This is a genomic window from Treponema sp. C6A8 (assembly GCF_000619925.1).
Taxonomy (GTDB): domain Bacteria; phylum Spirochaetota; class Spirochaetia; order Treponematales; family Treponemataceae; genus Treponema_D.
In genome coordinates this window covers 22,630-48,577 of record NZ_KK211042.1, presented here as the reverse complement: position 1 = coordinate 48,577, position 25,948 = coordinate 22,630, and the positions used below count along the sequence as shown (strand labels likewise).

Genomic DNA, 25,948 nt, shown 5'->3' with positions numbered 1-25,948 from the left:
TACTTGATAAAATGGATTTTTACAAACATTTACATACAAAATCGCAGAAGGAACAGATGTCGCCACATTTGCCTTTGGGAAGTTTTTTGCCCTGGGCTTTGAGGACTTTCTTTAAACCGTGGCGACGGAAGTGGGAGAGGCCTTCTTCGTAGCAGATTTGAAGCATGCGGTTTTGAGATGCATTTTGCATGAGCTTTTCAAAGCTGTCATTTATTGTACCGATGAAGAGGTCTGGATTTTCATTTGCAAAACCGCAGCATGGGGCGATGTTACCGTCGGCGTGAACATAAAAGATGTGACCGGGTCCTTCGCAGTAGTCTTCGCGGAACCATTTGCGATATTGCCAGGCGCGGGCATCATCAGACGGGAAGGAACGCTGAAGGTGGTAAACAGGCGGCAATTTCGGGGGCGTTGCGGGGGGGAGAGAAGATAGCCTAAAATCTGCTGCCGCAGATTTCTTAACGGCTTTCGATTCATCAAGAAGCAGCCCAGCTGCTTCACTCACCCCGCTAGAAGGGGTAGCGAGCAACGAAGTGTGAGCGAGGGGAAGGCTTTCCCCTTTTTTGTTTTCGTCATCTACCGTCTGAATGTTAATTGCATCTTCACCAAAGATTTTATGAACTGCGCCAATAAATGTTTCCATGCGTTTAGTATTCTGGCCGTGGTAAGAATCCCAGCTGAGACCGATTTTGCCGTCGTAGCCGGCATCGTAGACTTTCTGAAGAATGGTACGTAAATCATTTTCGTCTTTCCACCAGTCGCCGTTGGTCATAATCTGGTCGAACATAAAGTCACTTTCGATGGCAGCGCGGGTAATTTCGCACAAAAAATCCATATACAAAAACGGCTCTCCGCCGCTGAATCCAACTTTATCTATAGAAGAACCTTTGCATGAAAGCAGCAGTTTTTTTGCCGCCTCAATCGAAAGCCTTTTAGGCTCGCGGTTTACAAAACAGTGCTCGCAGTGCAGGTTGCAGGCGGTCGTACAGGAAAAAATAATTTCGGTTGGTGTAAATGGGCTTCCTTTCTTCATAAGGATATTTTAATAAGTGTGAAAAAAAATAGCCACAGATTGACGCAGATAAACACAGATAAGGTGAAAAAGTTTAATATTGTAGTCTAAATTGGCGCGAGGTAGTGGAGTGTGGGGCAAAAACATTCTATTTTTGTCTGCCGCGCTAGCGGCGTGTTCAATAGTTTCATTACAAAAATAGCATGTAGCGAGGTACCGAGCGGTTTTGACCCATACTCCACTACCGGGAGCTATTGGAGAACTAGATTTTAAACTACAAACACATTATTATAATCTCGTAAATCATTATTAGGAGTTCGCAATGATTAAAACAGTTAAAGATGTTGATCTTAAAGGCAAACGCATTATTATGCGCGTTGATTTTAACGTACCTATGAAGGACGGAGTTGTACAGGATGATACTCGTATCATGGCTGCTCTTCCTACAATCAAATACATTCTTGAACAGAGCCCACGTTCTCTCGTTCTTATGAGCCATCTTGGTGACCCGAAAAAGGACGTAAAAAAGGCTCAGGAAAAGGCTGAAAAAGCCGGTAAAACATGGACAGACGCTGATGCTGAAAAGTTCATCAACGGTAAGAACCGCATGAAGCCTGTTGTAGAATATTTTGCAAAGAAACTTGGAAAGGATGTTACCTTCCTTCCAGATGCACTCGGACAGAAAGCTGCTATTGATGCTCTTCCAGAAGGAGCAGTTGCAATGCTCGAAAACGTTCGCTTCCACAAGGAAGAGACTTCTAAAGATGCTGCAGAGCGCGACGTAATGGCAAAAGAACTTGCTACATACGGAGACATCTTTGTAAACGACGCATTCGGAACTGCTCACCGCGATCAGGCTTCTACAGCTTCTATCGCAAAGTTCATGCCAGTTGAATCTGTTGGCGGCTTCCTCATGGAAAAAGAAGTTAAATACATTCAGCCAATGGTAACAAACCCAGAAAAACCAATGACTGCAATCATCGGTGGTGCTAAGGTTTCTTCTAAGATCGCTGTTCTTGAAAGCCTTATGAAGAACGCTTCTACACTCATCGTTGGTGGTGGTATGGCTTATACATTCCTCAAGGCACAGGGCCACTCAATCGGTAAGTCACTTGTTGAAGATGACTTCCTTGATACAGCAAAAGACCTTCTTGCAAAGGCTGAAAAAGCAGGCGTAAAGATTCTTCTCCCAGTTGACCATGTTGGTGGTGCTGAATTTGCTGATAAAGACCCAGTTGCAGTTGATGCAGTTGATCTTCCAGATAACCTTATGGGTATGGATGTTGGTCCTAAGACTGTTGAACTTTACAAGAACGCAATCCTTGCTTCAAAGTCTATCGTATGGAACGGACCTGTTGGAGTATTCGAGTTCGAAAACTTTGCAAAGGGAACTGAAGCTGTAGCTCGCCTCGTTGCAGAAGCAACATCTAAGGGTGCTATGACTGTAGTTGGTGGTGGTGACTCTGTTGCCGCTGTAAACAAGTTCAACCTTGCAGACAAGATGAGCCACGTTTCTACTGGTGGTGGAGCTTCTCTCGAATTCCTCGAAGGAAAAACTTTGCCAGGTATAGCAATATTAGCTACAAAGTAAGGCTAAAATCGAAAATCCGTTAAAAACAAAGCTGCGACAGCGGGTTTGTTTAGGATTATCGAGAGAATGCCTCAAGCCCCGAGACTAGCGAGGGGCAATCCTTTTTATAATGCTGCCTTTCGGGGCGGCATTTTTTTTCTTTCTTTTCTTTTTCCCGTATTTGCATTATTATTTTATAAAAGGGGAATTTTCAGCCCCTCAGTCTGGAGGCTTATTTTTATGATTTCTATTATTATTGGTTTGATTTTTATCGCTTTTACTGTATTTGCAGTTCTTCCTTCATGTCCTTTGAACTGGGGCGCTGATGTAATTGCATTCCTTAAAGGTTTTGCACCTGTGCTTGCAGCTTTTGTAGGAATCATCTGTCTCTTTATTGGGGCTGCAGACATCAAAGATAAGAGTGAAGCAAAAAAAGAAGATGCTGAGAAAGTGGAAGCATAATCCTATTGAATTTATTTTCTAAATTTGATAAATTATATTACCCCGTATGAAAATCGGAACTGCTCATTCTGGTTTTCGCAGATTCAGGGCACGATGCAAAGGTTCTGAAACTGCAAGATAAACTTTATTATTTTCAAGGTATTATCATGAATACAATTTTCGTTAAGGAAAGTGAACAGGCTCGCAAATGGTATGTTATTGATGCAGCCGGAAAACCACTTGGTCGCGTTGCTGCAAAAGCTGCTGCAATTGCTCGTGGAAAGAACAAAGTAACATTTACAAAGAACCAGAATATGGGAGATTACGTAGTAATCATCAATGCTGACAAAGTAGCTGTAACTGGCGGTAAAGAACAGAAAAAGATTTACTACCACCACACAGGTTTCGTTGGCGGACTTCGCGCTCACACATTTGAAAAATTGATGGAAAAACATCCTACAGACCCAATCGCTTTGGCAGTTGCTGGTATGCTTCCACATAATCGTCTTGGCCGTAAACTTATGGACAATGTAAAAATCTACGCTGGTGCAGAGCATCCACATGCAGCTCAGAAACCAGAAGCAATCGAACTTTAAGGCTAGGAGATAATCATGGTTAAGAATATTGCAATCGGTACAGGAAGAAGAAAGACTGCTGTTGCACGTGTATTCGTTCGCGACGGTTCTGGTAAAATTGTTGTAAACGGAAAAGATGTAAAAGAATATTTTGATTCATTGGAGCAGCTTCAGGTTGTTCGTCAGCCTTTGCTGGTAACTTCTAATGACGGTAAATACGACATCCTTATCAACGTACAGGGTGGCGGTATGAACGGTCAGGCAGCAGCCTGCTTGCACGGAATCTCTCGCGCATTGGTTCAGATTGATCCAGATGCTCGTACAGCTCTTAAAGCTAACGGATACCTTACTCGCGATTCTCGTATGGTTGAACGTAAGAAGTACGGTCAGAAGGGAGCTCGTCGCAGATTCCAGTTCTCAAAACGTTAGTCTATACTTTCGTTTGGATATGGTGCCCTTTATCGGGCACTTACAAAACGCGGTCGCCTTGCGGTCGCGTTTTTTTTATTGTAAAATGATTTTATGAACATGAATGATTTACGGGCTATGGCTTACGGAAAAAAAGAAAATCTTGGAAAAGTTGAAAATGATGCAAAAAACGTTCAGCCTTTTATTCCAAAAACTTTTATAAAATCTGAGCCGGATCAGTCTGAAAGTCAGCCTAAAAATGTAAAATCATTTGTGCCTCCTAAAATTAAAAGTTCCAGAGAAGAAGAGCCTGCGTCTACTCCAAACGTAAAGGCCTTTACGCCTGCTTCTTTTGTAAAAACTCCTGCCGGTCTTGCTCCTGCTGGCGAAAAAGCGCCTGAACCAAAGTTTGAAAGCAGACCTCTTGGCGGAAAAAAAATCACTCCTTCTGATACAACAAAGATGCTTGATGATGCGGCTGCCTATCTTAAAAAGGGCGGTTTGATAAAGGTTCCGGGTGAGCCTAAAGACGGTGAAAAAGATTCTGTTTACCGCCGCGTTGCTAAGTTTCTTCTTTTAATTGGCGAAGATGAAGCGGCAAAAATCCTTCCTCATTTGAACGAAAAACAGATTGAGCGAATTATTCCTGAAATTGCTTCTATCCGCACTGTAAACAAGGATGAGGCTTCTGTAATTCTTGCAGAGTTCAACGAGCTTTTGACTCAGGCAAAATACAGCGGCGGAATTGAAACTGCCCGCGAAATGCTGGAACGCGCTTATGGTAAGGAAAAAGCAGATCAGATGCTGCAGAATGCCGTTCAGTTTGAAGGTGAAAAGCCTTTTGAATATCTGAAAGATTTGGATGAGCAGCGTCTTTACCTTTTGATTAAGGATGAAAATGTCGGTGTTCAGTCTATGGTGCTTTCTTTCCTGGCTCCTGAAAAATCTGCAAAAGTCATTAATCAGATGACAGCGGATGAAAAGAGGGAAGTTGTTTTGCGTCTTGCCAAAATGCAGTCTGTCAGTCCTGATATTATCCGCCGCGTAAGTCAGGCTCTTCACGAAAAGGCAGAAAATCAGGTTGTAGAGCGGGCTGAAACAATTGACGGTCGCGCCGCTCTTGCCCAGATTTTGAAAAAGATGGATTTGCAGACTGAAAGTGAGATTTTAGGCGAACTTTCTGAAAATGATCCTGACCTTGGTGAAGACTTAAAACAGAGACTTTTCACCTACGAAGACGTAATAAATGCCGACGACAAGTTTGTTCAGCAGGAGCTTAGAAATCTTACCGAAGTTGATATTGCCTATCTTATTGCCGGTAAAAACAATGATTTTTGCGAGAAAATCCTTTCAAATATTTCTGCCGGTCGCCGCAATGAAGTTCGTGCTCAGAGTGAAATTTTGAAGCCTATGCGTAAGTCTGATGTAGAAAGCATTACAAATCAGTTTGTGGCACGGCTTCGCAATGAATTTGAAACAGGCAACTTAATCATAAAAGACAGAAACGAAGATAAATTTATTTAATTGATGGATAAAACTTACTATGAAATTCTACGAAAAATACAAGGTCGGAGCCGAGTATAAAAATTTTACTGTTGTAAGCATTGATGATTTACATGATTTTAAGGCTGTGGGACTTTACCTGCGCCACAAAGCTACAGGACTGGAAGTTTACCATATCATAAATGATGATGAAGAAAATCTTTTTTCTTTTAATTTCCGTACCCTTGCAAAAAATTCTTATGGCGCCGCCCACATTATGGAACATTCTGTTCTCTGCGGCTCGGAAAAGTTCCCGCTGAAAGAGCCTTTTACAACTCTTGAAAATCAGAGCGTAAAATCTTTTTTGAATGCGATGACCTATCCTGATAAAACAAGCTATCCGGCGGCTTCTTTAATTCAGTCTGATTATTTTAATCTGATGGACGTTTATGCCGATGCTGTTTTCTTTCCAAAATTGAGCCGCCAGACTTTTGAACAGGAAGGCTGGCGAGTGGAAATGGATGAGGAAGGAAAGCTTTCACTTCAGGGGGTTGTATATAATGAGATGAAGGCCCGCTTTTCTGATTTTAATCAGGTTTGCATTGACCGCATGATTGATACAATGTACCCTGATTCAATTTACTGCTACGAAAGCGGCGGGGACCCGCTGGAAATTCCTAATCTTACTTACGAAAACTGGCTGGAATTTCACAAAAAATTTTATTCACCTTCTAACTGCCTTTTGTTTTTATACGGAAATATTCCGACAGAAATACAGCTGGATTTTATTGCAGAAAAATATATTCCGCGCCTTGCTGCTGCCTTTCCTCCGGTATCTATTCCGAATATTGGAGAGCTGACTCCTTTTATAAGTGACGAAATCCAAGAACTTCAAAAAACTCCGCCGCTTAAAGCTTCTGTCTGCAAAACTTATACTGCCCCTGACAATGGCGCTACAGGAGCTATGGTCTGCACTGCCTGGTATACAGGCGAATCTGACATTGAAAAAACTTATCTTACAGAAGTTCTTTCCGGCAATGACAGTTCTCCTCTTTCAAAAATCCTTCAGGAATCTGATCTTGGGGATGACCTTGCCCCGGTCTGCGGAAACTTCGGCTATGTTCACCAGAATAATTTTATGGCATACGGCCTTAGCGGAGTTAAGAAGGGCAACGAACAGAAGGTTTTTGAGCTTATAAAATCTGCCCTAGAGTCAATCTATGAAAAAGGCGTTTCCCAGGCTGACGTTAATTCTGCAATTATGGGAATTGACTTTAACCTTCGTGAGGTTGGCCGCCACTTCGGTCCTTATTCCATCGTCCTTATGAGCAAGGTGCTTTCCGGCTGGACAAACGGCTTTGAACCTAAACTTCATCTTTCGCCGATAAGTGACTTTGAAAAAATCAAGCAGAAGATTGCTTCTGACCCGGATTACACAAAAAATCTGATTAAAAAATATTTTATTGATAATTCTCTTCATGCAGACGTAATCGTAGAGCCTTCTAAAGAATATTTTGAAGAGCGCAATAAGCGCGAGTCTGACCGCCTTGAAAAGTTTGAAAAAAGCCTTGATAAGGCTGCCTTAAAAGTTGAGCTTGAAAAACTTCATGCATATCAGTCGCGGGTGGAAAGTCCGGAAGAACTTTCCTGCATTCCTCACTTGAAAGTTTCGGAGCTGAAGGCTGATTTGAATCATATTCAGACTAAAGTTTCTGAAGTGCAGGGTGTAAACGGCAGCATTGCTCTTGTTTTAAGCGATGAAAATACAAACGGAATTGTTTATGTTGATGTGGCTTTCCCGATTGATAATATAGCGCCGGCCGATTTTAAAGACCTTCCTCTTATGATAGATTCCCTTACAGATCTTGGCTGGAACGGAAAAAAGTGGGACGAGTGCACCGCAGAAATGGCCTGCATTATGGGAGATGTGGGGACCCGTACCATTATCGGGGAACTGCCTGATTCTGAGGACAGCCGTAAAAATGCAGCAAGCTACAAGAATAAAAATATCGCCGGCCGCAGCTGGATCAGTATTTCTGCAAAGTTCCTGTCTCATAAAACAAAGGAAAGTCTTGAGCTTTTGAGCGAGATTATTTCAAAAATGTCTTTTGATGACGCAAAACGCCTTAAAACAATCCTCAGCGAAAATCAGCTTGATAAAAAATCAAACTTTGTTCATCACGCAAATCACTATCTTTCTTTGCGGGGAAGAAGTTTCTTTAATAAAGCTTCTGCCATGAACGAACTTTTTTACGGTGTGAGTCAGTATTTCCATATAAATTCCTACTCCAAAAAACAGGTTCCTGATCTTTTGAAAAAATATAAGGCACTGTATGAGTCAATTTTGGATCAGGGCTGTATCCTTCACGTTACTGCTGATTCCGACTCCCTTTCAGAAGTAGAAAAACTTCTTCCTGCCTTTGTAAAAAATACAGGCCTTAAAACTCTTAAGCCGAGCGCAGGTTATGAACTTAAAGATTATCTTCCATATATATATGAATGCAAACCGGAAGAGAAGACAGAAGTTATTAAGGTAAAAACTCAGTCGGGCTTTTCGGCAATGTATTTTCCATGCACAATCTGGCTCACAAAAGCAGCTGCTGCTGAGGATATTCTTTCAACCTGGCTCAACGGCCATCTACTCTGGGAAAAAATCCGAATGACTGGTGGTGCTTACGGCGGCTCCTGTGCACCAGATGCATCTGACAAGATTTTTGCAATGATGAGCTGGCGGGATCCGACACCTTTTAAATCTCTTGATCTCTTTATTGAATCGCTTGAAGAAGTCTGCAAGAAAGAATTTTCAGAAGAAGAAGTTGAATGCTGCATAATTTCTAATTACAGTGATGAAATTGTTCCTGACAGCCCGAGTCAGAGGGGAGTGAGGGGCTTCAACCGCTTCCTTTTTGGTACAACTGCCGATATGATTCAAAAACGTCTGGAGCAGACCCTTACTGTTACTCCTGAAGACGTGCATAAAGCTGCCCAAAGGCTTTTGGAATACAGTAAAAATAGCCGAAAGTTTGTAATTTGCGATAAATCAAAAGAATTTTGTGGAAAAGTAATTCAAATATAGGTATAATGTTTTAGGTATAAGTGATAACGATTTTTTATTGTGAGGCGATATATGGATAAAAAGGTTTTGGAATGTGTAAAAATGCTCAGAGGGTTGGTTTCTGATGTGCAGGGTGCTCCTTTCCCTGGAGAAGATATAAAAACAGAACTTTATCAGATTTGGTACGAGCATGCCCAGAAGGCCGCTGTTCAGTGCTTTGAATATTTGAACGATAACTTCCCTAAAGAGCAGGAAGAATTGAACAAGGCAATCGGAAGAATGATTCCGTAAGTTTTCTAACTGATTTTAATACAATTTCTTTTTTTTACTTTATAAAAATCCTTATTTTACCGAAAATTAATTGAGTAAGTAGAATAAGGATTGTTTTTTAAATGGCCAATAACGTTAAAACAATAAATTACATCAAAAGGGGTTTTAAAAATCCTAAAAAAAGAACCGGAATAAACTGGTGGCGTTTTATTTTTACTGCCATAGAAGAGCAGTCGGGTGTGGAAAAATCATTTTTTATTGAATTTGAAGCTGTGAATCCCGCTTTGTCGCCTTCTAATCCTCTTTTGGGCTTTAAGCCTCGCGTAAAAATTTCTGAAGAAGATTTGCAGTATGTGCTTGCCGGAACTGCTTCTGCCCGCAATCTTGAAACAGAATCAATTGTTCGTCCTTCATATTGTTCTATCAGAATCGGAATGGTTGGAAAGGAATCCAAGCAGCTTTGCGAATATCATTCACAGCATGACTGCCTTGTAAAAAACAAACCCTTTCAGCTTCGAATGGGAAAATGCTTTTTTGATGAATCTCATATTTCCGGCGAAGTTGAAATTTCTGAAAGTGATGTAAAAGAGCATCCTGAATATATGTGTGGGGCCGGTTCTTCAAAATGGAATATTGAATATCAGTTGAAGACAAGTTTTACAGATGGCTATAAAAGCAAAAATACCTTGTGGTTTCCTTGCGGCTGTCTTGCAAAATTTTCAGGCACAATGATTTTTGACGGAATCACCTATATTATTGATGAAAAACATTCCTTTGGTTACACAGACCGTTATATTGGAAAGAATTTCCCTAAAAAATGGTTCCATATTTCTTCCAGCAACCTTACAAGCAATATTTCAGGTAAGCTTTTGTTTGGCTCTAGCTTTTCTGTTCAAGGAGAATTTAATGACCGCATAAGCTTTTTAGGTACTTTTGAAGGGAATGATATCAGCTTTACCGCTGATTCTGGCAAAAATAAATATTCCTGCATCTGGGACTGTATTCAGAGCCCTGAAGGCAGCGAAAATGACGATAAACTTCACTGGTCTGTCAGCGTTCATAATAAAACTTACGTAATTGATGTTGATATTTACTGCGACGTAAAGGATTTGTATAACAGACTTCTGGAACTGCCGGAAGGCGAGCGTAAGGTTATGAATTTAATAGAAGGTTTTTCTGGAACCGGTGAAATCAAACTTTATAAAAAGAATAAAAAAACTCTTGAGCAGCTGGAATTTGCAAAAATTGAAAAGGCTGTATGCGAGTTCGGACATACAGAAGACGGCGAAGTCTAAAACTTAAGAAAAAACTTGCCGAATATAAGCCTCTGTTATTATTTTAATTGTGATAATTAAAAATAATAACGGAGGTTTTTGTTTATGGATTACGAAAAATTTACAATAAAATCTCAGGAGGCCTTGCAGGAGGCTTCCAGCATTGCATTAAAAAACGACAGTTCTGAAATAAGCGGACTTCACGTTCTGCTTGCCCTTATTGACCAGAAGGACGGACTTGTTGCCCCAATAATCGACAGAATAGGTATTCCTTCTTATGAGCTTTCAAAAAGACTTAAAGATACAATTTCGGCTGCCCCTAAGGTAAGCGGCGCTGCCCAGGTTTATCTTTCTAACGAAATGCAGAAAATCCTTGCCAAGGCAGAAGGGGAGATGGCTGCCCTAAAAGACCAGTTTCTTTCTACTGAGCATATTCTTCTTGCCATGAGCCAGAGTGACGGCGAGGCAGGACAGTTCCTTAAATCTAGCGGAATTACCCATAAGGCGATTATTGAAAGCCTTAAATCTGTGCGCGGAAATCAGACTGTAGATTCTCAGGACCCGGAAAGTAAAACACGTTCTTTGGAAAAATATTGCCGAGACCTTACAGCTCTTGCCCGTCAGGATAAGATTGACCCGGTAATCGGACGTGATGAAGAAATCCGCCGTGTAATGCAGGTGCTTTGTCGCCGTACAAAAAACAATCCTGTAATCATTGGTGAGCCGGGTGTAGGAAAAACTGCCATTGTAGAAGGCCTTGCCCGCCGAATTGCCAGCGAAGATGTGCCGGAGTCTTTGAAAAACAAGCGTCTCCTTGCCCTTGATTTGGGAAGCCTTGTTGCAGGCGCAAAATTTCGAGGTGAGTTTGAGGAGCGACTTAAGGCTCTGATTACTGAGGTTCAGAAGTCTGACGGACAGATTATTCTCTTTATTGATGAACTTCATACTCTTGTGGGGGCAGGTGCTTCTGAGGGCAGCATGGATGCCTCTAATCTGCTTAAGCCGGCTCTGGCGCGCGGCGAGCTTCGTGCCATTGGCGCAACAACCCTTGATGAATACCGCAAGTATATAGAAAAAGATGCCGCTTTGGAGCGACGTTTCCAGCAGGTTTACTGCGCCGAGCCGACTGTAGAAGATACAATCGCCATTTTACGAGGTCTTCGCGATAAGTACGAAATCCATCATGGTGTCCGCATTGAAGATGAAGCTTTGGTTGCCGCAGCAACTCTTTCTAACCGCTATATCACTTCCCGCTTTTTGCCGGATAAGGCAATCGACCTTGTGGACGAGGCTGCCAGCCGCCTGAAAATGGAAATTGAAAGCCAGCCGGTTGAACTTGACCGCCTTGAACGAAAGATTTTGCAGCTTCAGATTGAAAAGCAGTCTTTGAGTAAGGAAGATGACGCCGCTTCTAAAGAACGACTTTCCAAGCTGGAAAAAGAACTTTCTGAAATCACTTCTGAACGCGATGCAATGAAGCTTCAGTGGCAGAATGAAAAAACTTCTATTAATAAGTCCCGCGACTTAAAAGAACAGATTGAACAGGCAAAATTCAGCGAAGAAAAGTTTACCCGCGAAGGGAACCTTGAAAAAGCCGCTGAATACAAATACAGCATAATTCCGTCGCTCGAAAAACAGCTGGATGAAGCCTTGCAGGCAGAAGCTACACGTAAAGACAGCGGAAGCGATTCCCTTTTGCGTCAGAGTGTTACCGAAGAAGACATTGCAAAGGTTGTAAGCAGCTGGAGTGGAATTCCTGTTGCAAAAATGATGACAGGTGAAAAGCAGAAGTATCTGGAGCTTGAAAACGTACTTCACAAGCGTGTAATCGGTCAGAACGAGGCAGTGCAGGTGGTAAGTGACGCCATCCGCCGTAACCGAAGCGGTTTGAACGACCCTAATCGTCCGCTTGGCAGTTTTATGTTTATCGGTCCTACAGGTGTTGGTAAAACTGAGCTTGCAAAAACACTTGCCGACTTCCTCTTTAATGATGAAAAGGCTCTTACCCGAATCGATATGAGTGAGTATATGGAAAAGTTTTCAGTTACCCGCCTTATTGGAGCGCCTCCGGGATACGTCGGCTATGATGAAGGCGGTCAGCTTACAGAGGCAGTTCGCCGCCGTCCTTACAGCGTAATCCTCTTTGATGAGGTGGAAAAGGCTCACCCTGATGTTTTCAATGTGCTCCTGCAGGTGCTTGATGACGGCCGTCTTACAGACGGTCAGGGCCGTGTTGTAGACTTTAAGAACACCATCATCATCATGACAAGCAATCTTGGAAGTGATTTGATTCTTGAAGCCGACAGTCAGGAAAAACTGAATGCCCTGCGCCCAGAAATTGATGTTCTTTTGAAGAAAACCTTCCGTCCTGAGTTCCTGAACCGAATTGATGAAATCGTAATGTTCGGACAGCTTGGAAAAGAGCATATTACAGGCATTGTACGCAATCAGCTTGAACGTGTTGCAGCCCGCCTTGCAGACCGCAGAATTACTTTGAGCTTTGATGAGTCTGCCGTAAGCTTCCTTGCCGAAAAAGGTTACGACCCTAGCATGGGTGCCCGCCCTGTAAAGCGAGCCATCCAGACCTACGTGGAAAATCAGCTTGCCAAAGAGCTGCTTGCCGGAAAGTTTGGTGAGGACACCTGCATTAAGGTTTCTGCCGCCGCAGATGGAAATGCGCTGGAGTTTGTGAAAGCCTAAGTTTTGTGCTACAATAATTCCATGAATTTTGGTTTTATTCGGGCTGCCTGCCTTAGTCCGCGCCTTGTGGTTGCGGACTGCAGTACTAATGCAGAAAATATAATTAAGGTTGCCAAAGAGGCTTGTGCCGCTGGCGCAAAAATTGTCGTTTTTCCTGAACTTTCAATTACAGGCTACACTTGCGGTGACCTGTTTTTCCAGAAAAGCCTGCAAAAGGGGGCCGAGGCTGCTCTTTCTTCTATAATTAAGGAAACTGCCGGCCATGACAGCCTTATTTTTGTGGGACTGCCGCTGGCGGTTGGTGAGGGTATTTATAACTGTGCCGCTGCCCTTTATAAGGGAAAGCTTCTTGCCCTGATTGCAAAGACCTTCCTTCCGAATTACGGCGAGTTCTACGAGCGCCGTCAGTTCACTCCATTTCAGCCTGATATGGAACCCCGCTTTATTTCTTTTGCGGGCTTTGATGATGTACCTTTTGGAACTGACATTCTTATTTGTGATGAAAATAATCCTGAAGTAAAAATAGCTTGTGAAATCTGCGAGGATCTCTGGACGCCGCTTCCGCCTTCTACACGCCATGCTCTCAACGGCGCAAACGTTATCGTTAATCTTTCTGCCGGAAACGAAATTATCGGTAAGGCTGATTACCGCAGAAATCTTGTTCAGAACCACAGCGCAAAGCTGATTGCGGCTTATATTTATTCTAACGCCGGAAAAGACGAATCCACTCAGGATATGGTTTTTGCAGGCCACAAGATGATTTGTGAAAACGGAACTATTCTTGCTCAGTCTGAGCTTTTTGGCGATGACGAAATAATTTACGCTGATATTGATATTGAACGCCTCTGTCAGGAGCGACGCCGTACGACAAGCTTCGGCTTTTCGGTAAACCACGCTCCCTTTGCGGCAGATTATGTGACTGTTCAAATTGATTTGTGCGGGGACGAGGAGTCTCTGGCGGGGGTAGGTGGCACCAGCACTCTCAAACGCTTCATCGACCCTCATCCTTTCGTGCCGTCTGACAAAGCAAACCGTACCATCCGCTGCGAACAGGTAATTACCCTTCAGGCTCAGGGCCTTGCAAAACGTCTTCGTCATATCAAGTGTCAGTCAGCTGTAATCGGGCTTTCGGGCGGTCTTGATTCAACTCTTGCACTTCTTGTTACCTGCCGCGCCTTCGACCTCTGTAAGTTCGACCGCAAAAAAATCACCGCGATTACAATGCCTTGCTTCGGTACAACCGACCGTACTTATCATAATGCCTGCAAGCTTGCCAATGAATGCGGCGCTACCTTAAAAGAAATCCCTATTGCAGACGCAGTCCGCCAACACTTTAAGGACATCGGTCAGGACGAAAATCTTCACGACGTCACCTACGAAAACGGACAGGCCCGCACCCGAACTCTGGTTCTTATGAACTACGCCAATAAAACAAACGGCATCGTAATCGGAACAGGAGACCTTTCTGAGCTTGCTCTGGGCTGGTGCACCTATAACGGTGACCACATGTCCATGTACGGCGTAAACTCTTCGGTTCCAAAGACCCTTGTCCGCTATCTTGTTGAATGGTTCTGCGAGCAGGCAGCTGACGCCGGTAACAAGGCCTACTCAGCCGTTCTCCGCGACATTCTGGACACTCCGGTAAGCCCTGAACTTCTTCCGCCAACCGACGGCAAAATCAGCCAGGTTACAGAAGACCTTGTCGGCCCTTACGAGCTACACGATTTTTATCTCTATTATCTTTTGCGTTTCGGCTTCAGCCCGAAGAAGATTTTCTTCCTTGCAAAAAACGCCGACCTTCCATACGACGACGCAACAAAACTCAAATGGCTGCGCACCTTCTACCGCCGCTTTTTCAGTCAGCAGTTCAAGCGTTCCTGCATGCCCGACGGCGCAAAAGTGGGTACAATCAACCTTTCTCCGCGCGGTGACTGGCGAATGCCAAGCGATGCTTCAGCCGCAATCTGGCTTAAGGAAATCGACGAACTGGAAGCAGAGGTTAGCGGCATTAAAACAGGCGGCAAGTCATGCTAAGCTATCAGCACGCCTTTCACGCCGGAAACCATGCCGACATCCTCAAGCATCTTACGCTTTTTTTTGTCCTTTCCAGCCTCAACAAAAAGGACAAGCCTTACACCTATTTTGATACTCATTCCGGCAGTGGCCTTTACGACCTGCTTGATAACCGCAGCCAGAAAACGGGCGAGGCAGAGAAGGGAATTTCCCGTCTTATTTCTTCAAAGATGGAGATTTCCGGCTCGCATTCCCTACTAAGCGATTATATTTCTCTGATTGACCGCTACTATTTCAAAAATTTCTATCCAGGCTCGCCGGAAATTGCCCGCGTCATTTCCCGTCAGCAGGATTTTATAGTTCTCTCAGAACTTCATCCTCAGGAAGTAGAAAATCTCAAAAAAAATATGCTGCACCCGGAATTTGAAGCGCCCTGTAAAAATGTTCAGGTTCACAACCGCAACGGCTTTGAAATGCTCAAGGCTCTTACGCCCCCTAAAACCAAGCGGGGTGCCGTCCTAATCGACCCAAGCTACGAAGAAGTTTCAGATTACACAGACTGCGCTAAAACAATTACAGCCGTAAATAAAAAATGGACAAACGGAATCATAATGCTCTGGTATCCTCTTCTTTCCCACCGCGAGCAGGAAATCAATCAGATGCTGAATGACATTCAGTCTTCTGCACGTTCTGTAAATCCAAATACCGAAATCTGCGATTTGCGTCTGGAAGTAGCCGCCAAAGACAGCCATCAGGAAATGAGCCTTAAGGAATACCAACAGAGCGAAAAAAATCCGCCTCGACTTTACGGAAGCGGAATGCTTGTCTTAAATGCCCCCTGGCACTTAAAAGAAGATATGGAAAAAATAATTTCAGTTATAGAAAATCTTCTAAAATAATAATCTGTGTTTATCTGTGTCCAATCTGTGGCTATTTCTTCTTCCTCTTAGCCCACCAGTCTGCAATTTTCTGGAAAAGACGCTTGAAGAATAAATAAATGCGGTAGAAAAATCCCGGGTTTCTAAGGCGCTCAAGTCTCATATAGCCTTGCAGAAGCTCCTGATCTGTAAATTCCTTTCGCTGGTTGTTTTCTTCAATTTCCATTTCCAGCTGTTCGACTTCTGTAAGATTATCGATTATGTTTGCCTGAATATTTGTCCAGCCAAGCTGCATTGCAGCTGTAAGACGGCGTTCCCCGGCAATCAGTTCGTAGCGGCTGTTAAGAGTAATAGGATTTAACAGACCATAAGTTCTAAGGCTGTCCTTAAGATTTTCAAGGTCACCTAAATCTTTGCGAACTCTTTTCTTTATCTTAATATCCTTAATTGCTATTAACATTCTCTCTGCCGCCGCCTTTGCTGACTGATTTTTATTCCATCAGATAGTTATAATCATATTCTACATTCTGTTTTGCTTTATTGCCAGTGTTTTCTGTCTTATCATGCTCCTGATCCTGGGCAAAATCATCTGATTTGCGTCGTGGAGGTACATAATTTGAATTGAGGAAGTTCAAGTCAAGTTTAAGAGGTGTTGCATCAACCTTCTGGGTGTATCGATGTCCTGATTTATACATTTCACGTTCAAGGCGGTTTACAGCAATAATTGAACTTGACTGGCTTGAGTGAACCGGACAGATTTCTGTTGGCTGAGTTCCTTCAAGATACCACTGAGTTGTTTTATGGTCTCCGCAGCCGTCTGTAAGGATTTTACCGCTCACAGAACAAACTGTTGCCTCTACAACGCCTTCAAGAGGGCGGGCGAACTGCTTGAGAGGCAAGTCTGCGTGAACCTTATCAAAATATTCCCCCCAGGCATAACCGGCAAGGGTGGCACCAGTAATATTCAAACCAAGTGACTGACCAGGCTTATCAAAACCGAACCAGAAGGCAGCCGCATAGTAAGGTGTAAAACCACAAGTCCATGCATCAGCCCAGTTCTGGGTTGTACCGGTTTTTCCGCCGGCAGGCATTGTATATTTCTTTCCTTTTTCATCGCGATATTCAAAGTGCCAGCTCTGGGCGCTCAAAGTACCACCATTGAAGACTGTCTGCTCCAGAAGTTTTACCATTACATAAGCAGTCTGAGGAGTGATAACCTGAATCTTATCTCCCTTGGCTGCCTGTGCCTTTCTGATTTCAAGCTCAGGATTCAAGATAACGTCGCCGTTCTTGTCTTCAACGGTTCTGATAGCCATTGGAGTAACTTCCTTACCGCCGTTGGCAAAAATTGCGTAGGCGCGTGCCATTTCAACCGGGCGGACAGAACAAACACCAAGACCGATAGGGTAGCCAGGAACAAAGGCTCTTGTTGGTAAATCCTCTTTAGAGATTCCCAGAAGGGCAACAGCGCGGCTGATAGCGGCTTCAAATCCGATTCCGTCAAGAACCTTAAGTGAAGGAACGTTCATGGAACGGGTAAGGGCGTGGTAAACTGTTACGTCTCCTTCCCATTCACCCTTGAAGTTCAAAGGAATGTAAGGCTTTCCGTCTGCTGTATGGAAAACAACCGGCGAGTCAGAAATGATGGTTGTCGGTGTGAATTTTCTTGAATCAATTGCGGCAGAGTAGTAAAGAGGCTTGAAGGTAGAACCCGGCTGAACCTTAGCCTGGGTTGCGCGGATAAACTGGTTTTCCTGATCGAATTTGCTTCCGCCGACAAGGGCGTCAATGTAGCCTGTTTCGTGATCCAGGGCAATCATTGTTCCTTCGATTGTATTCTTTTCATCAGCCTGCTTTGAAATTGCAACTGCGCGGTTAATAATGTTGATTTTAAGTTTTTCAGAACCGTTCATCATGGAAATGATGTCGAGCACCGGATTGACAGAGTTGATAAATTCATTGTTTGCAACAAGTTCTGTTCTCTGCTCACTTACCTTAAGGCCTGGAATATTAAACAGGAGGGCAATCATTTCTGAAATAGGAACGTAAGTTCCGTAAGCAACTCCAGCCTTTGCAGAATGTTCTTTCTTATAGCGGGTGTTAGCATTACTGATCCACTTTTCCATTACATCCTGGGCAATTTTCTGATGGGCAAGATTCAAGGTTGTATTAACAGTAAATCCGTCTGTATAAATATTGTCTGAACCGTACATCATGCCGCTAAGTTCTCGGCGGACATATTCACTGAACCATGGTGCTTTATCATCACGCATCAAATATGCCGAAGAAGATGTTCGGGTATAGTCAAAATCAGCCCAGAAATCATTGAAAGATTCGTTAGCTTCGTCTTTTGTAATAAAGCCCTGTGCAACCATGGAATCCAGAACGTTTTTCTGTCTGTCCATAGCGCGGTTAGGATGGTCAAAAGGATTGTAAAAAGCAGGGTTAGAAAGCTGAATAACAAGAATTGCAGCTTCTGCCGGTGTAATTTTTTCAACACCGTGTCCGAAATAATATTTTGAAGCAGCGTTTACTCCGTAAGTTCCGCCACCAAAATAAATCTTATTGAGATAAAGTTCCAGAATCTCATTTTTTGAATAGCGGCGTTCCATCTGAATGGCCCACCAGAGCTCATCAAGCTTACGCTTAATGGATTTATCATTTCGGTTACAGTAAAGGGTTCCCGCAATCTGCTGTGTAAGGGTAGAACCACCACCAAGCGACCGGCCTGTTAAAATACCGAAGACGCCGCGGAAAATAGCCTTAAGGTTAAAACCGTTGTGTGAAAAGAAAATCCTGTCTTCACGGGTAATCAGGGCGTCAACAAGATGCTGCGGCAAATCATTGAAGGCAATGATTTCTCGTTTTTCATCAGAAGCAAATTCCGTGATTACTTCGCCGTTTATATCCAGAAGTTTTGTAGGCAATGCTGTTTCAAATTCTGTGATGTATTCAGAGTTTATGATATTCCTTGTTGCTGCAAGTGATGCTCCAAGTGCTGCTCCTATGCCGATTGCAAAGAAAAACAAGACACCAGATATAATGAGTGGAGCTTTCGTAAGTTTTTTCATAATAGGTTATTATAACGATTTTTTGGATATGCGAAAAGGGCATAAAAAAAAGGCGCTGAATGAATCAGCGCCATGCCTTAATCAGGCAGCCAGGGACATGGGTGGGAGGGGAAAATGTCCCTGACATTTATAATATCGGGTACTAGAGCCAAAAACTTTAATAATTATATAAAAATTTATTAAAAATATAAGAAAATTTTATTCTTCTACAATCTGAAGGTCTACAGAGCAGTTGATTTTGTAGGTTTTACCTTTGATGACGCTGAGAGTGCGGGTAATTTCGTAATCACCGATTGTAAAGCGGATTTTATGTTCACCTTCGCTGATGATGTTTTCTTTTCCAAGATTTTTGAAAGGCTTGTCGTCCAGGAATATTGATGTTCCTTCCGGCGCCGTTACAAAAATTGCAGGCTCAATGCTTTTCATTTCAATTTTAATGTCAGTTGTTTTTGCCTGGTCAATTCTTACAGTACGGATTTCATTTCTGTATGCTGCTGAAGTTACGGAAATATCGTGAACACCCTTTTCCAGAAGGATTGTATTATTCTTAGGAAGAGTCACAAGATTGTCATCAACATATACAGTGCAGTTTTCAAGTTTTTTGTTGCCGCCTGTATAAAGCTGAATGAAAAGTTCGCCCTTGTCAGAAAGAATAGGCTTGATTGTTGCCTTAATTTTTGAGTTCAAAGTTTCTTCAGGAACGCCCTTCATGACTGGCTGAAGGCGGATAAAAATAACGCCGTCTTCAAAATCAACAGCCTTCATCAGGCTCGTATACTGATTTTCTTTTAGTAAATTTGTTTCTTTTAATGGAATCTGAAGCACCCAGGAAAGTCTGCAGGGAAGGGTACTTACAAATGCCCGTGTAGCGGAATAGTCAATTACATCTTCCGACGGGGCAGGGGAGATTTTATTGTAAACAGAACATGCAACGCAGTCCTGCCAGTAAGCAATATCTTCAGGAATATCAAATTTGATTTCAATTCCTTCAATAAAATTGCGTTTTTGAGGAAGTTTTATTGCAAGCGATTCGTTTGTCCCCAGTATGGTCTGCGTTTCAAAACCGGGTTCCTGTTCTATAGCTGCACAATAAAGTTTACTGGTTCTGAATGTTTCTGCAAAAAGAAGATGGCCTGCAGAAGACATAACCACTGGAAATAAAAAGAGAAATCGCAGTTTCTTTAATTCCAATACTACCTTCATCAAATCCTTAAAAATCAAGTTTCTCTCGCGGATTCATAGCCTTTCCACCCTTGCGGATTTCAAAGTGCAGATGATCCCCTGTCGCCATGCCGGTATGGCCTACAAGCCCGATTACAGTACCTTTTTTTATATGCTGGTACTGATCAACAAAGATTTTTGAAAGATGGGCATAAACACTTGTCTGTTTTCCCAAATCATGGCTTAAGATGATGTAATTTCCGAATGTCGGATCATCATTTACTGTGTAAGCCACGTCTCCGTCCTTTACGGCATAGACTGGAGTTCCTTCCTGTGCTGCAAGGTCAATTCCGTTGTGATCCTTTATCTGGCCGGAAAGCGGATTTTTACGTTTTCCGAATTCTGAAGAAACGTAAAAGGTATCTTCGGCCAGCGGCAGCATCAGGCTGGAATCAAGAAAAAAAGCCCTCTCTGTAGGAGTCAGCCTTAATCCCTGCAAAAACACAAAACTTCGTTCTTCAATTTTATAGTATAAGATTGATTTTGTTAAGTTTTGATTTTTATAATTTTCCTGTAAAAGTACTTCAATTGCCGTCTGCCCCTTATCAAGGGGAATAAAAAGTCCCTGAACGGTCGGTATTATGAGTGTTTTTCCTTCTATTACATCATCTTTACTGGCAAGTGAATTCAAGGTTACGATTGTGTCGTATTTAATATTGCAGCGGGCGCAGAGTTCCAGAACTGAAAATTTTTCTGAAACCTTATATTTATAGAATATATATTCAGGCTCCCGTCCAGCTGTTACTGCGATGTTGTTATCTTCAATAATCTTAGAAAACTGAATGAACTGAAAATTTTTTTCCTGCTTTTTTTGCCCATCCTCTTCTATATAAACATAGGCTTTAAGACTGTCTAATTCAGGCAGCTTATTCTTTTCTATTATTATTGGCTGGTTTATGCCTTGCGCCCAGAGAGAGGAAAGGGAAAGAATTGTCAGGAGCAGAAACTTTTTAATCATTCTTATTAAATAATAACTTATGTTTTTAAAATAAAAAAGACAGATTCCTGCCAGAGAACCTGTCTTTGGGTAAAATCGTAAAACGAAATTACTCTTCTACAATTGCTTCTGCTGGACATTCAGCAGCGCAAGTTCCGCAGCTGATACAAGCGTTAGCGTCGATAACTCTTTTATCTCCGCTTTCTGAGATTGCTCCAACTGGACAATCTGGTTCGCAAGTTCCGCAGTTTACACAAGCATCATTGATTTTGTATGCCATATTTTGCTCCTATAAAAATTGAAAATTTTGCCAGTCAATTTTTAATAAATATACAATATGAATTTTATTTCGGCAACTGTTTTATTATCTACTTGGGATAAAACTTGAAATTGACAAGGTATTGCGTTCCTATATAATTAAAGTATGACTAAACAAGAAATTGCGTCTTATATAGACCACACACTTCTGGCTCCTCAGGCTGGAGTTTCAGAAATTGAAAAACTTTGTAAGGAAGCGGCAGATTATAAATTTGCCTCTGTTTGTGTAAACCCAAGTTATGTAAAACTTTCGGCTGAACTTCTTAAGAATTCTTCTGTAAAAGTTTGTACTGTTGTTGGCTTTCCTTTGGGAGCAACTCCTTCTTGTGTTAAGGCTTTTGAAGCAAGAACCTGCATTCAGGACGGTGCTGATGAAGTTGATATGGTAATTAATGTTGGAGCTGCAAAAGACGGCCGCTTTACAGAAGTAGGCAAGGACATTGCTGCTGTTGTTGATGCATCAAAAGATGAAGGCAAAAAACTTGGCAAGGATATCTGCGTAAAGGTAATTCTTGAAACCTGCTATCTCAGCGATGAAGCTATCGTAAGCTGCTGTCAGTGTGCTAAAAAAGCCGGCGCTGATTTTGTAAAAACTTCTACAGGTTTTGCAATCATTAAAGACAAGGAAGGAAAACTTCTTCCAAACGGCGCTACAGCTGCCCACATTGCGCTTATGCGTAAGACAGTTGGAAATGATATGGGTGTTAAGGCTTCAGGCGGAGTTAGAACTGCAGAAGCTGCTCAGGAAATGATTAAAGCCGGTGCAAGCCGCATTGGAACTTCAAGTGGCGCTGCAATCGTAAAGGCTTTTGAAGACTAGGCTTTGCACCAGTAAAAAGTATTATTTTCAATAACTACTTTTATCAGCCCCATGTCGTGCATGGCGGCTAAATAGGATTTGAGCGTGCTCCGGATTAAAACGGACTGCCCGAATCCTAATTTTATTTCATTCAAGTCAGCAACTTCTTTTAAGAGTTCGCCGCTTGTTTTTCTTCCTTCAGAAATCAGATTGAGTAAAAGCTGTTTTGTTTCCAGAATGGCAAGAGAATCCATTTCAATAGTTTCACTAAGATTTTTGTGGATGCAATCCCCATGTCCCGGAACGCACCATTCAACATTTTCAAGTTCAGAAAGTTTTTCAAGCGCCTTCATAAACTTAAAAGGATTCAGCATAAAAGGAATCCAGTGCTTAGAAAGCTCTCCACGGGTAAAAATGCCGTCTCCCGCGTAAACGACTTTTTTTCCTTCTTTATCAGTGTAAACAAGGGCTGTCATCTCAAAGCTGTGGCCGGGCAGGGAAATAAAACTTATGGTATTTCCGCCAGAAAGCCTAACTTTTACATCTTCATTGATTATTTTTGAAACTTTAGAAGGCTGAGGTCTGAAATAGGCTGTCTGAATTTCATGAGGCGGAGTTCCTCCCCAGATGTCTGCTGCCTGTAATTCCGGGTTTTCGATATAAGGGCGTTCCAGCTTAGAAATCCAGACCTGGCAGCCTGTTTTTTTCTGAAGATATAGGTTGCCGCCGGCGTGGTCTGTGTGCCCGTGCGTGTTAATGATTGCCTTAATCTTATATTTTCTTCCCTGCTTGGCAAAAAAATCATCAAGAATAGAAAGAATATATTCTGCGTCAATTTCTGTAGTCCCGGAATCTACCATATAAACATTTGTTCCGGCAAAAGTTTTTTCCGTGATGATTCCTATGTTTGTTGAGCCCGGAATGTAATATCCCCCCGGCAGGAGTTCAATCATTTTTGACGTAGATTCAGACATGGCATAACCTCATATATAAAACAACAGGCTGCCCAGGAAGTTTCCCGAACAGCCTGTAACCAAACTAAAAAGAGGGCAAATTAGTAATTTGTAGCCTTTTTAATAGCCTTTACAGTGTAGCTGTATTTGTGGTCGTTGATTGTAAATACTGCTGTATCTCCAACCTTCTTATCCATAATTGCGTTTCCAAACGGAGACATGTAAGAAATAACGTTGTTGTCTGGATCTGATTCCCAAGGTCCAAGAATTGTAAATACTTCGTCTTTTCCTGAGTCGCTGTTTGTAAGTGTTACTACTGTTGCAAATGAAACAACTGAAGTTGTAGAAGTTGTAGGGTCGAAAATTACAGCGCGTGCAATTTCTGACTGCAAGTTCTGAACTTTAAGAGTAAGCATGTGCTGCTGTTCGCGGGCTGCTTTATATTCAGCGTTTTCTTTCAAGTCGCCCTTAGCGCGTGCTTCTGCAACGTCCTTAGCGTTTTCTGGAAGGAGTACGTTCTGGATATTGTCGAGTTCAGCCTTCTTTTCTTCAAGTTTCTTAGCTGTAACCATCATACCCTTAGCCTGTCCGGAAGTTTTTTCTTCAGATACACGGAACTTGAAGTCTGGGTATTTTTCCAGAATTTTGTTACGAGTCTGAGATTTAGCTGTAGGATCGTCAAACGGTGTATCATCAATAAGAGTGTACATCTTAACTACTGTGCTTTCGTCGCCGCTGAACATGAAGTTGAAAAGTGCGTCGTCTTTGAAGAGCAGGGTAGTAGCAGTCTTCTTAATCTTTTTGTTCTCTGTTGAGTGAACGTGGTTTAAAATCTCTCTTTCTGCAAGCTGGATGATGTTTATCAAAGTGATAAGCTGTTTTTCGTAGCTTACGCCTGCATTCTGGTACCATTCTTTATCCTGGCATTCCTTGAACATAAAGAGAACTGCTTCGCGGTAGTCCTTGAACTGCTCGAATGCAACCTTGATGAATTTCTGAACTTCTTCGGTGTAGCCGTCTTTGATAAGAGTATCCAACATCTTCATGTCCAGTACTGTAGGGAACATTCTGATGTACTGTGTCTGCCAGTCTGGAAGAAGTCTGATGCAGCTGATAAAGTCTGCGCGCAGGCTTGTATTCTTTGTATCTTTCAATTCTTCGTAGATTACGCGAGGATCTTCAATTTTGTTGTAAAGATCTGCAAATGTTTCGCGTGTCTGGAAAGCGTACTGTTTGTCTTCTGTACCGATTCTCTTAACAACAAGGTAAGCTGCAAGAACCTGCTCGTCAACCTTGCTGATGTTCTTGAGGTAACTTGTGAAGTATGAGTACATTTCTGCAAAGTAATCGCTTGTGTTGTCTGTAATGTCGTTGTAGAAGAACTTCATCAAGATATCTACGCGGGCAAAGAAGGCTTTCTGAGCCTTGAACTCGTTAGAAAGTTTTTCTTCCGGTGTGATTTCGTTTTCACGTACTGTGTACATGTTGATATCGTTAGGATCTACGCCGAATTCTGCATTTGATTCAAGAATCTTCTTAGCTTTCTGGTTCCATGAAGTCCATTCGCCTGTAGAAAGGATTGAGGGAACAAGTTCAGCCTTGATGTGCTTGAAGTCACAGTTATTGTTGTAGCTCTTGATGATTGTTTTAAGAGTCCATTCAGTACCGTACTTTTCTTTTCCGTCTTCCTTGTAACCCTTAACCATCTTGATAAGGTCTTCTTTTGTTTTTGTAGCCTTAAGAACCCAGATGTGGTCTTTTGTAAGAGGTTTAAGAGCTGTAACAGCCATAGAAAGCTTCATACTCTTGATTCCAACTACTTTACCAAAGTTGATTTCGATTGAATCGCCGTCAAGCTTGCGGATTCTACCAACACCCCAGTTGCGGTGGAATACAAAGCTTCCCTTATCAAATGCAATGTGTTTTTCAAAGTCGTTGATAGCTTCGAATACGTTGCGGTAGCTCTGTCCAAGGTTAGAAGAGCGGATATAGTTTTCAAGCTGTGAGTGACCTTCGTAGCGACCGCGGTAACATTCAATAATCTGATTGCGGGCCCATGTGTCTTTCGGGTCAACTTCAAGGTTCTGCTTAAGGATAGAAATTGCAATCTTCCATTTTTTGTTTGCCTTATACCATTCGTAAAGGTCCTGCATAAGGTTTGTAGTCTTTGTTTCGCCCATAGATTTAGCAATCTTGCGGCGGAGCAGCTGGAAGAAGTCGAATTCAGAAGGCATAAGTTCAATAAGTTTTGTCCAGACTTCTTTTACACCGTTGTAGTTGTTCTGATTGATAAAGCGGAGAATTGCCTTTTTGTAGTATTCAATTGCAGTCTTCATCAAAACTTTTTCATTTGCAGGGTCTTCTTTTGAAGCTGATTCAAAATGTTCACCCAAAGCTTTTGCAAGAACTGCTTCTTCAAAATCTACTTTTACGAGAGTAGCGTAAATTTCCCAAACCTTGTCTTTTTTATCAGGATCTGCAGCATAGCAGTCTGCAAGAGTTCTGAGGGCAAAGCGGTTTGTGCTGTCATCGCTGAGGATGTCTTCACACAATGATTCAACAACGCTCTCTTTGTGATTTTTAAGGAAAATGTCTACAAGGGTTTCTAGGTTAGAGTTATCAAGGACACCTTTTTTAAGGTCTGTAATACCACAGATATAAAGAGCAATGATGCTGTCTTTTGAGTGAACGAGCTGCTCTTCACAAATAGCATAAATCTGGTCTACGCAGTTTTCATTGTTTGCCTGCTCCAAAATTTTAGCCAGTTCTTTAATGTCGCTTTCTTTGTAATTGCTGATAGCGGCTCTTGTCCAAGTTGCTTCTTTAAGCATGTCCTCTACTGACTGAATTAAATCTGCCATAGTAAAAACTCCTTGTGTAAGCCCGCCGGTCAGAGCGGGCTTTGTTGGATAGCAAAGCGTTAAAAAAAATTGCGATGCAGCATTTTTTTAGCTTTACCTTTTAAAACCCT

At 42.3% G+C, this 25,948-nt stretch carries 20 protein-coding genes; 12 read left to right on the top strand and 8 right to left on the bottom strand.

The annotated features are described in order from the left end of the window. Positions 1 to 19: 19 nt before the first annotated feature. Positions 20 to 1,033 (bottom strand): radical SAM protein, encoded by a 1,014-nt coding sequence (locus T530_RS0112190; protein ID WP_027729249.1) that lies wholly within the window; start codon positions 1,031 to 1,033, stop codon positions 20 to 22. Positions 1,034 to 1,334: 301 nt separating this feature from the next. Between T530_RS0112190 and pgk the strand changes: the two genes are divergently transcribed. The 11 genes from pgk to T530_RS14380 all read left to right on the top strand — a co-directional run bounded on the left by pgk (position 1,335) and on the right by T530_RS14380 (position 15,699). After that, positions 1,335 to 2,603: a phosphoglycerate kinase gene (gene pgk / locus T530_RS0112185; protein ID WP_027729248.1), complete on the top strand. Its 1,269-nt coding sequence runs from the start codon at positions 1,335 to 1,337 to the stop codon at positions 2,601 to 2,603. 219 nt (positions 2,604 to 2,822) lie between these two features. Next, entirely contained in the window at positions 2,823 to 3,044 is a 222-nt protein-coding gene (locus T530_RS0112180; protein WP_009107157.1) for a hypothetical protein, read from the top strand. Between the two features lie 146 nt (positions 3,045 to 3,190). Beyond that, complete coding sequence (gene rplM, locus T530_RS0112175; protein ID WP_009105730.1) at positions 3,191 to 3,619, top strand: 50S ribosomal protein L13; 429 nt, start codon at positions 3,191 to 3,193, stop codon at positions 3,617 to 3,619. A 15-nt stretch (positions 3,620 to 3,634) separates the two neighbouring features. Continuing rightward, positions 3,635 to 4,027 carry a 30S ribosomal protein S9 gene (gene rpsI, locus T530_RS0112170; protein WP_009105733.1) on the top strand — a complete coding sequence of 131 codons (393 nt, stop codon included), beginning with the start codon at positions 3,635 to 3,637 and terminating at the stop codon, positions 4,025 to 4,027. A gap of 93 nt (positions 4,028 to 4,120) precedes the next feature. Then, entirely contained in the window at positions 4,121 to 5,530 is a 1,410-nt protein-coding gene (locus tag T530_RS14385; protein WP_027729246.1) for a flagellar motor switch protein FliG, read from the top strand. Between the two features lie 19 nt (positions 5,531 to 5,549). Next, a complete protein-coding gene (locus T530_RS0112160; protein ID WP_027729245.1) occupies positions 5,550 to 8,564 on the top strand; it encodes an insulinase family protein in 3,015 nt (1,004 codons plus the stop codon). A gap of 51 nt (positions 8,565 to 8,615) precedes the next feature. After that, positions 8,616 to 8,834, top strand: a complete 219-nt coding sequence (locus T530_RS0112155) for a hypothetical protein (RefSeq protein WP_009105739.1) — start codon at positions 8,616 to 8,618, stop codon at positions 8,832 to 8,834. A 101-nt stretch (positions 8,835 to 8,935) separates the two neighbouring features. Then, positions 8,936 to 10,108, top strand: coding sequence for a hypothetical protein (locus tag T530_RS0112150; RefSeq protein WP_027729244.1), 1,173 nt, complete (start codon positions 8,936 to 8,938; stop codon positions 10,106 to 10,108). An 84-nt stretch (positions 10,109 to 10,192) separates the two neighbouring features. Next, complete coding sequence (gene clpB, locus T530_RS0112145) at positions 10,193 to 12,787, top strand: ATP-dependent chaperone ClpB (protein WP_027729243.1); 2,595 nt, start codon at positions 10,193 to 10,195, stop codon at positions 12,785 to 12,787. A 21-nt stretch (positions 12,788 to 12,808) separates the two neighbouring features. Further along, positions 12,809 to 14,821, top strand: coding sequence for an NAD(+) synthase (locus T530_RS0112140; protein ID WP_027729242.1), 2,013 nt, complete (start codon positions 12,809 to 12,811; stop codon positions 14,819 to 14,821). Next, complete coding sequence (locus T530_RS14380; protein ID WP_051537983.1) at positions 14,815 to 15,699, top strand: 23S rRNA (adenine(2030)-N(6))-methyltransferase RlmJ; 885 nt, start codon at positions 14,815 to 14,817, stop codon at positions 15,697 to 15,699. The genes T530_RS0112140 and T530_RS14380 overlap by 7 nt, the downstream gene beginning before the upstream one ends. A 31-nt stretch (positions 15,700 to 15,730) precedes the next feature. On the opposite strand, the gene T530_RS0112130 is transcribed toward T530_RS14380, so the two are convergent. The 5 genes from T530_RS0112130 to T530_RS0112110 all read right to left on the bottom strand — a co-directional run bounded on the left by T530_RS0112130 (position 15,731) and on the right by T530_RS0112110 (position 21,187). Next, positions 15,731 to 16,138 carry a ParB N-terminal domain-containing protein gene (locus T530_RS0112130; RefSeq protein WP_027729241.1) on the bottom strand — a complete coding sequence of 136 codons (408 nt, stop codon included), beginning with the start codon at positions 16,136 to 16,138 and terminating at the stop codon, positions 15,731 to 15,733. Between the two features lie 31 nt (positions 16,139 to 16,169). Continuing rightward, complete coding sequence (locus tag T530_RS0112125; protein WP_027729240.1) at positions 16,170 to 18,749, bottom strand: penicillin-binding protein 1A; 2,580 nt, start codon at positions 18,747 to 18,749, stop codon at positions 16,170 to 16,172. 198 nt (positions 18,750 to 18,947) lie between these two features. Then, positions 18,948 to 19,940: a hypothetical protein gene (locus T530_RS0112120; protein ID WP_156011648.1), complete on the bottom strand. Its 993-nt coding sequence runs from the start codon at positions 19,938 to 19,940 to the stop codon at positions 18,948 to 18,950. Positions 19,941 to 19,959: 19 nt separating this feature from the next. Next, a complete protein-coding gene (locus T530_RS14375) occupies positions 19,960 to 20,928 on the bottom strand; it encodes a M23 family metallopeptidase (RefSeq protein ID WP_051537982.1) in 969 nt (322 codons plus the stop codon). An 88-nt stretch (positions 20,929 to 21,016) separates the two neighbouring features. Beyond that, positions 21,017 to 21,187 carry a DUF362 domain-containing protein gene (locus tag T530_RS0112110; RefSeq protein WP_027729238.1) on the bottom strand — a complete coding sequence of 57 codons (171 nt, stop codon included), beginning with the start codon at positions 21,185 to 21,187 and terminating at the stop codon, positions 21,017 to 21,019. Positions 21,188 to 21,331: 144 nt separating this feature from the next. Between T530_RS0112110 and deoC the strand changes: the two genes are divergently transcribed. Further along, entirely contained in the window at positions 21,332 to 22,045 is a 714-nt protein-coding gene (gene deoC / locus T530_RS0112105) for a deoxyribose-phosphate aldolase (RefSeq protein ID WP_027729237.1), read from the top strand. On the opposite strand, the gene T530_RS0112100 is transcribed toward deoC, so the two are convergent. Both T530_RS0112100 and greA read right to left on the bottom strand, forming a co-directional pair. Then, a complete protein-coding gene (locus tag T530_RS0112100; RefSeq protein ID WP_027729236.1) occupies positions 22,042 to 22,998 on the bottom strand; it encodes an MBL fold metallo-hydrolase in 957 nt (318 codons plus the stop codon). The genes deoC and T530_RS0112100 overlap by 4 nt on opposite strands. Positions 22,999 to 23,078: 80 nt before the next feature. After that, positions 23,079 to 25,838: a transcription elongation factor GreA gene (gene greA / locus T530_RS0112095; protein WP_027729235.1), complete on the bottom strand. Its 2,760-nt coding sequence runs from the start codon at positions 25,836 to 25,838 to the stop codon at positions 23,079 to 23,081. Positions 25,839 to 25,948: the final 110 nt, after the last annotated feature.

Excerpts from the sequence above, each read along its gene's own strand:
- T530_RS0112190 (WP_027729249.1), bottom strand. The coding sequence starts at position 1,033 with ATGAAGAAAGGAAGCCCATTTACACCAACCGAAATTATTTTTTCCTGT.
- pgk (WP_027729248.1), top strand. The coding sequence starts at position 1,335 with ATGATTAAAACAGTTAAAGATGTTGATCTTAAAGGCAAACGCATTATT.
- T530_RS0112180 (WP_009107157.1), top strand. The coding sequence starts at position 2,823 with ATGATTTCTATTATTATTGGTTTGATTTTTATCGCTTTTACTGTATTT.
- rplM (WP_009105730.1), top strand. The coding sequence starts at position 3,191 with ATGAATACAATTTTCGTTAAGGAAAGTGAACAGGCTCGCAAATGGTAT.
- rpsI (WP_009105733.1), top strand. The coding sequence starts at position 3,635 with ATGGTTAAGAATATTGCAATCGGTACAGGAAGAAGAAAGACTGCTGTT.
- T530_RS14385 (WP_027729246.1), top strand. The coding sequence starts at position 4,121 with ATGAACATGAATGATTTACGGGCTATGGCTTACGGAAAAAAAGAAAAT.
- T530_RS0112160 (WP_027729245.1), top strand. The coding sequence starts at position 5,550 with ATGAAATTCTACGAAAAATACAAGGTCGGAGCCGAGTATAAAAATTTT.
- T530_RS0112155 (WP_009105739.1), top strand. The coding sequence starts at position 8,616 with ATGGATAAAAAGGTTTTGGAATGTGTAAAAATGCTCAGAGGGTTGGTT.
- T530_RS0112150 (WP_027729244.1), top strand. The coding sequence starts at position 8,936 with ATGGCCAATAACGTTAAAACAATAAATTACATCAAAAGGGGTTTTAAA.
- clpB (WP_027729243.1), top strand. The coding sequence starts at position 10,193 with ATGGATTACGAAAAATTTACAATAAAATCTCAGGAGGCCTTGCAGGAG.
- T530_RS0112140 (WP_027729242.1), top strand. The coding sequence starts at position 12,809 with ATGAATTTTGGTTTTATTCGGGCTGCCTGCCTTAGTCCGCGCCTTGTG.
- T530_RS14380 (WP_051537983.1), top strand. The coding sequence starts at position 14,815 with ATGCTAAGCTATCAGCACGCCTTTCACGCCGGAAACCATGCCGACATC.
- T530_RS0112130 (WP_027729241.1), bottom strand. The coding sequence starts at position 16,138 with ATGTTAATAGCAATTAAGGATATTAAGATAAAGAAAAGAGTTCGCAAA.
- T530_RS0112125 (WP_027729240.1), bottom strand. The coding sequence starts at position 18,749 with ATGAAAAAACTTACGAAAGCTCCACTCATTATATCTGGTGTCTTGTTT.
- T530_RS14375 (WP_051537982.1), bottom strand. The coding sequence starts at position 20,928 with ATGATTAAAAAGTTTCTGCTCCTGACAATTCTTTCCCTTTCCTCTCTC.
- T530_RS0112110 (WP_027729238.1), bottom strand. The coding sequence starts at position 21,187 with ATGGCATACAAAATCAATGATGCTTGTGTAAACTGCGGAACTTGCGAA.
- deoC (WP_027729237.1), top strand. The coding sequence starts at position 21,332 with ATGACTAAACAAGAAATTGCGTCTTATATAGACCACACACTTCTGGCT.
- T530_RS0112100 (WP_027729236.1), bottom strand. The coding sequence starts at position 22,998 with ATGTCTGAATCTACGTCAAAAATGATTGAACTCCTGCCGGGGGGATAT.
- greA (WP_027729235.1), bottom strand. The coding sequence starts at position 25,838 with ATGGCAGATTTAATTCAGTCAGTAGAGGACATGCTTAAAGAAGCAACT.